General features: G+C 50.5%; 7 protein-coding genes and 2 pseudogenes. 7 read left to right on the forward strand and 2 right to left on the reverse strand.

Annotation, left to right across the window (positions count from 1 at the left end; translation table 11 throughout):
* The 7 genes and pseudogenes from ACQ4WP_RS28660 to ACQ4WP_RS28690 all read left to right on the forward strand — a co-directional run.
* A pseudogene (locus ACQ4WP_RS28660) lies at window positions 1–106 on the forward strand (IS5/IS1182 family transposase); the annotation flags it as partial.
* A gap of 95 nt (window positions 107–201) precedes the next feature.
* Window positions 202–447: a hypothetical protein gene (locus ACQ4WP_RS28665; protein ID WP_436526616.1), complete on the forward strand. Its 246-nt coding sequence runs from the start codon at window positions 202–204 to the stop codon at window positions 445–447.
* A 188-nt stretch (window positions 448–635) separates the two neighbouring features.
* The gene (locus tag ACQ4WP_RS28670; RefSeq protein ID WP_436526618.1) at window positions 636–1,058 is read left to right on the forward strand and encodes a hypothetical protein; all 423 of its coding nucleotides are present in this window, start codon (window positions 636–638) and stop codon (window positions 1,056–1,058) included.
* Window positions 1,059–1,072: 14 nt separating this feature from the next.
* On the forward strand, window positions 1,073–1,603 hold the full coding sequence (locus ACQ4WP_RS28675) for a hypothetical protein (RefSeq protein WP_436526620.1): 531 nt from the start codon (window positions 1,073–1,075) through the stop codon (window positions 1,601–1,603).
* A 232-nt stretch (window positions 1,604–1,835) separates the two neighbouring features.
* The gene (locus tag ACQ4WP_RS28680) at window positions 1,836–3,011 is read left to right on the forward strand and encodes a DUF8462 domain-containing protein (protein ID WP_436526622.1); all 1,176 of its coding nucleotides are present in this window, start codon (window positions 1,836–1,838) and stop codon (window positions 3,009–3,011) included.
* Between the two features lie 69 nt (window positions 3,012–3,080).
* Window positions 3,081–3,353 (forward strand): hypothetical protein, encoded by a 273-nt coding sequence (locus ACQ4WP_RS28685; protein WP_436526624.1) that lies wholly within the window; start codon window positions 3,081–3,083, stop codon window positions 3,351–3,353.
* A gap of 1,033 nt (window positions 3,354–4,386) precedes the next feature.
* On the forward strand, window positions 4,387–4,692 hold the full coding sequence (locus ACQ4WP_RS28690) for a hypothetical protein (protein ID WP_436526626.1): 306 nt from the start codon (window positions 4,387–4,389) through the stop codon (window positions 4,690–4,692).
* A 429-nt stretch (window positions 4,693–5,121) separates the two neighbouring features.
* Here the strand turns inward: ACQ4WP_RS28690 and ACQ4WP_RS28695 are convergent, their stop codons facing one another.
* Both ACQ4WP_RS28695 and ACQ4WP_RS28700 read right to left on the reverse strand, forming a co-directional pair.
* Entirely contained in the window at window positions 5,122–5,478 is a 357-nt protein-coding gene (locus tag ACQ4WP_RS28695; RefSeq protein WP_436526628.1) for a hypothetical protein, read from the reverse strand.
* Between the two features lie 540 nt (window positions 5,479–6,018).
* Window positions 6,019–6,139: pseudogene (locus ACQ4WP_RS28700) on the reverse strand (IS481 family transposase); the annotation flags it as partial.

Genomic DNA, 6,139 nt, shown 5'->3' on the forward strand with positions numbered 1-6,139 from the left:
GTTGGAAAAAAACAGGCGACTGTGGAAAAACTGCGAACGATGGCTTAACACCAGCTTGCAGTTCATCCACTTAGCTTTCTTGGCAATGCTGCTCAGGAGATTGTGAACAGGTTCTTAGACAAAAGATGCGCTACTGCGTCCGCTGCAAAATTCCCGGCGCCCTGGGCGCCCCGCACCGGCCGGCGCCGGCAAGGAAAAATCATGTTAGAAAAAACTGTAGACGTAGTTTTCTCATACGGCTTCGGCGTGCTGGACGTATTTTGTGCGTTCTTCGAGCGCACGCACGCTGTTGTTGGGTTAGGCATTCCAATGCTGTTCGTAATCCTGGTGCATGCGTACCTGCCGGCTTGGGTAGCGGCAGCGATTGCGGTGTTTGTACTCGCGCCAGCGGCGGCCGCTATGGGCATCATGTTGGTTGAAGGTTTGCTTCTCACCCGTCGCCGCTAAATGTCATCGGAAATCGCCGTGGCGAACATTCAAGGCAAATGCAATCCCTGCGGTGCGACTGCCGGACACGTTTTTAAGTGCCCGCAGCGGCCAAAAGGAGCAGCACCTGTTGAACAGGTGGACTGGCGGCTCATCGAAGCGTTGATCGCCGTCTACTCCCGAAACACCAAACCTTAGGAAGAGATCCCATGACGTTGACGCGAGACCAATTCGACAGCCCCGGCTATTTGCCAGCAATGGATGAAATTGCGATGCTTCTTTTCATCACACAGGAACTACGGAAGATGTCCGTGACCTTCGCAAATTCCCCAGAAATCGAGAAGCGAGACGCAGACGCGCCGGCATCGGTAGCACTGAAAGCTATTGGCTCGGTTGCGCAGAGTCTGGTGGTGCCCCTCTTCCTGAAAAGTTCGAAGCGTGAGCCAATGCTTGCCGCAGCGCGGAAGGAGGGCGTGAAGAAGCTCGACATCGCAGTTAAGAATGCTGGCATCCTGGCAAATATGGAACGTCAAGCGTTCGCCGGCACCGCTGCTCGCGGCGACAACATACAGGTTCAGGTGATCGGCCGCCTGGAAGTAATCTTGGAATCCTGGCGCCAGCTCGCAGGTTGAAGGAAAAGGGTAGCGTGACTCCGACCAATACCATGCACAGCATTCGTGATTTCCCTCGACAGTTCTATCACGGCAGCAGCGAACTGTTTACGCAATTTCAATACCGGCGCTGCGCGTCCAATCCTATCTTTGGGCGGGGCATTTATTTGACGCAGGAATACGAAGTTGCTCGCTGTTACTACAGGCCAGGCGGTGCAATCTATAGGGTTGAAGTCGATGCGGACCCACGCTACACCATCAACCTTGAAACGACGATTGCCGATCAGAGTTATGAGGCCAGGTTACGGATTCAATTTCTGTTACGGGAAGCCGGGAAGCAAATGCCACAGCAGACTACCAACGCGTGGGATGCGCTCGACTCTGTTCGCGACGTCATGACGTTGAATCAACGCAACTACCGGTTAGGTGCTTTTGGCATCTGGATGATCTATGGTCATATGCCTGCAAATTGCCACTCAGGGATGTGCGATAACGGCGTTCATTACGTTTTGCTACGCGAATCTACAGTGTCATCGCTCGCACCTATATTGCTTGCAGAAGAGTGATCGCAAAACGCCCAGCGGCACCCTGTGGCCGGCATTGACGGGCGCACTGAGAAGGTCAGCACGGTGCTTGGCCACCGAGGATATTCGCGGTGTCCTGGGCGCCACGCACCGGCCGGCGCCGGCAAGGAAAAGTTGGTCGAGGGTTAGAATCTACGAATAACTAATAATGTATATCAGTGTATAAGCGTAATGCATTATACTTAGATATAAGTTCATATAGATGGAGGAACCCATGGATCCTGTAAGAAACCCTTTCGCGCCGGGAGCAGGTAGTCGCCCCCCTGAGCTCGCAGGGCGGGAAGCGATAATCAACGACGCCCGAGTAGCCATCGATCGCGCCTTGCTCGGCAAACCTAGCCGTTCTCAGATGTTTTTGGGTCTACGTGGCGTAGGTAAAACGGTACTCCTGAATGCTGTCGAGGTCATGGCAAACGAGCGTGGACACCTAACCTCCAGCATTGAAGCGCCAGAAAGTAAATCTTTGGGAGAGTTGCTTTTGCCGCGCGTGCACCAAGTGCTGCGCAAACTCTCGCTCACGGACGCTGCTAAAGGCAAAGCATATGACGCAATGCGGGCGCTACGGTCCTTTGCCTCTGTGTTCAAGTTTGAATACGGGGATATGACAATAGCCGTCGACGCGGAAGTGGGAGTGGCAGACAGTGGGGACCTACAGAACGATCTTCCCGAGCTGTTCGTCCGGATCGGCGAGGCCGCCAAGGCCGCTGGAAAGGCCTGGACGCTTCTTATTGATGAGGTCCAGTACCTAAGCCAGAAGGACTTAGCTGCTCTCATCGTTTCGATGCACAAGATAAATCAAAGCGGATTGCCCGTACTGTTTTTCGGTGCCGGACTACCCCAAGTAGCAGCACTGTCGGGAGAAGCCAAGTCATATGCGGAGAGACTTTTCCACTATCCAGAGGTAGGTGCCCTGCCTGAAGCAGATGCCAAGGCAGCAATCCGTCAACCTGTAAATGAAGAAGGCGCCGTTATCGATGAGATAGCCTTGGATGAGATCTTTCTAAAGACGCGGGGTTATCCTTACTTTTTGCAGGAATGGGGCCATCAGTCCTGGAATCTTGCCTTAGGAGATACGATTACCCTCAATGACGCAAAGGAGGCAGAGACGACCACACTAAAGCGCCTGGACGAAGGTTTCTTTAAGGTGCGTTTTGATCGCCTAACACCGAAAGAGCGTGAATACGTCATCGCTATGGCAAGATTAGGAAGCGGACCCTACCGTTCCTCGGATGTCGCAGATGCACTCGGTGAATCGTCACAGAGCCTTGGGCCACGCCGGGCGCAGATTATCAGTAAAGGAATGATTTACAGCCCGTCACATGGGGACGTCGCCTTTACGGTTCCTATGTTCAACGACTATCTCACACGCAATTTGGCCAATCTTGGCTGAGCGGATTCCCGCGCCGCCTGGCGCACCGTGCCGGCCGGCAGCCGGCGAACCTGAAAGGTTGAAATGAACATGGATGTCGAACGTCGTCTGGCAAATCTTGAAGAAAACATGTCGATCGCATTGGGCCGTCTCAATGCAGTTCATTCGCTAGTTGTTGTCGTTGCGCGCCAATTACCAACTGACGTAGCAGTGCGTTGTGCGTCTGCAGCACGTGAGGCGGCATCACGGATTGAAGCTGATCTCGTAGCCTCGCCGTTGCCTGAGTCGATGATTCTCGAAATGCAGCGCGTGATCAATGAGGGAATCATGGTCTTAGACGCTGCTGCTAAAGCAAAGCAGTAAACCAAGACTATGGGAAAGTCCAAAGTAGCATCTGTGGCCGCGTTTGCGCGGCCTTGGCATTGAGAGGGTCGGGCGCGGTGGCAAGTTAGACCCCGAAGATGTCGAGCGTTTGAAGTTCAGTTCGGCGGCAATGAGCACTCGACCGTGGAGTGCGTTGGCTTCGATATTGTCGATACCAGCGACTCGAAAAAGATCGAAGGCGAGCGGGTTTGGGTCGGTTGCGGTGAGGCCGGCCGTTGGTTGAAAGCTTCGCAGGTTCGCGAGCTGGCTCAGGCGCTTCTTGATATGGCTCGGAACATGAAGCCCGTTTGGCGCGCGACACGACCGAGCCGGAATACCTGGCTGCGTTGGATCAGGCAAAAGCTTAACTATGCATCGGAAATCCCGGCGCCCAGGGCGCCCCGCACCGGCCGACGCCGGCAAGGAAAAGTATGAAAAATTTTTACGATTTTGTTGTACTTGTCGTCGTCTTTGGCGGGACGTTCATTCTTTGTGGTTTGACTTTCTTGGCTCCTCTACTCTTGCTTTATAAAGCAGGTCAAGCAGTGTGCCGGGTAGCCCATAAGCGCAATATTAGTTAAGCGGAATGAGGGTGACGGCTTCATCAATCAGTGGCAGCTGACTTTATGGAACAATTATTGATGTACCGTAAATAGTAAAAAAATGATTAAAAAATACTTTTCTGGCTTTGTTGTTGGTTTAAGTATAGCTATATGGATTCTTAGCCCATACGACTATATACAGGAAGCCAATAATTCTGCATATTATCATGCCCAGTATGCTGTTCTTCATGGCAGCAATGCCGATAAGGAAGCTATAAAGCGTATTTTTTTGATAAAAAACTAACTGTTCACGATTATAATGCGATTGTATTTCCTATCTATTTGACTACGGTTGATGGTGCTCAACCTATTTTCCCTGAAATTCAAAAAAGTAAATCTAAAAATATGTTGAGATCCGAGTTGGAAGATTTGCTTAAATAGTTTAGTTGTATAAAATATGAAATTTCTTATTTAATTTAAAGGATTGCCAAATGGATTTGGTTTCATATTGTATGCTATTGTTATGCGGCTTTGCCTTCCTGTGTATGGTGTTGAGTGGTAGTAAGCATTCTCACGAATACTATATCGGTATTGCTAGAAAAATTGCTGGAACTAACCCTATCCTTCAAAGGAGCCTTGAGAATTTTCCCGCGGCCCTTGCCCCATGTGCCGACAAGGAGGAATTCCTGTCTACACTGCGCTGCGCTGCGCTGCGCAAACGATTGCACAAGAAGAAAAGATTATTGCTGTATGTCAGAGGGCTGGTATTGAAAATCCAACTGGGTTGGAACGGCTAATGGCTCTGCAGATTGCAGAAAATCAGGATAGAACATTATCGTAGACTGCTTGAATAATATGCGATAAGGTGAGCGCCGAAGCCCACAAGAGCGGCGCCGATATGCTTCAGCCGAGTTAGTGAAATTTACCTATTCCCGTTCGAGATGGACTATTTCTCGTTTCACAACGATGATAGGTTGTTGGTATTGATTAAACGGCACTGGGAGAGCACTGCTTAAGGTTCGAGGTATCTAGCACGCGATACTGGGGCCGCCGCGGTACAACGCGCGCCAGCGGGCCTTTCTTGCCGAGCATCGGCAGCCGCTGACGCTCAGGGAGGGCGGTTAAAAGTAATCCTGAGCGGCGAGCCGTACGAACCTAGGGAGGAGCGGCCCTGATGACGCCTTCACGTGGACACCATTCTAGCCACTGAAAAACTATGTCACATTTCAGTTTTCGATAGCAATAATTCCAACCGGACGGTCTTTGCTAAATTCTCTTTTCTTTCCACTGACGCTTTGTTTTAGCCGTGCATTGCGCGTCTGTGATAGTGTCCATGCATTAAAACGACCTAACTTGGTTGTTAGCGCTAAGGGTGTGATTTTGCACCACGGTAATTCCAACGCGAGTTGCTGTGCTAATTTATTACGCGTACGCTCATTACCAAGTAAATGGCTTTGCAGTATCACTGACCCTGTTAAGCCATGGGACTTTCCAGCCTTTAGGATAGCTAATGTCCCATCCAGGATAAACCCACTTGATTGCCGTGCATAGAAGCATGGGATAAAAGATACGAGTGGAGCCATGTGTATGCTCCACCGACCATCACCATTGGGAGTGAGCATCATGTTTGTTTGTTGATACGACCACATGGTGCGGAGGTAAGCGTAGATTATCAGCGTAACAACTGGAAAAAAAACGAGCTCGGGAGGGCTATCGCATCGGATTGCAACGATCGCTAGCAGCCCCATTATGATCAACATCGTAACTGCGACTACCCATAGGTGGTATTTACCCCCGATATTACGCAATTTGCAAAAATATAATTTTTTGAGCCAATTATTCATGTTCTCTTCAGCTAGATTTCTAAACAAAAAGCCTCACGAATTTATCCTGATGGCCGTCGACGTGATCGCTATTATTGGGTATGTAGGAGGGCAACAAGTTGCCAAAGAACAATAGATTTTGACACAATCACTTGCCTAGGGTGCCGAATTTCATAGCTTGCGCCTATAAAATTTGAAACTATGCGCGCAATTTTTATACCTGGTCGACGCGCCGCTTTCGCCCCGCAGCGCTCTTTGATCAAGAACCTCGTTAGACAGTGACGCACGTGCGCATCTACATTATGTGTCAAGACCCGCTTGGTTATAAACGCGTTTAACAAATAAATCCGGCTTCTTTGCCTGCCACTCTTTGAGCGCCTGGATGGGTGTCTGGTGGTGTAAGGCGCGCTGCGGGATATTG

It is taken from the genome of Janthinobacterium lyxosi, from assembly GCF_051380665.1.
Lineage (GTDB): Bacteria > Pseudomonadota > Gammaproteobacteria > Burkholderiales > Burkholderiaceae_D > Janthinobacterium.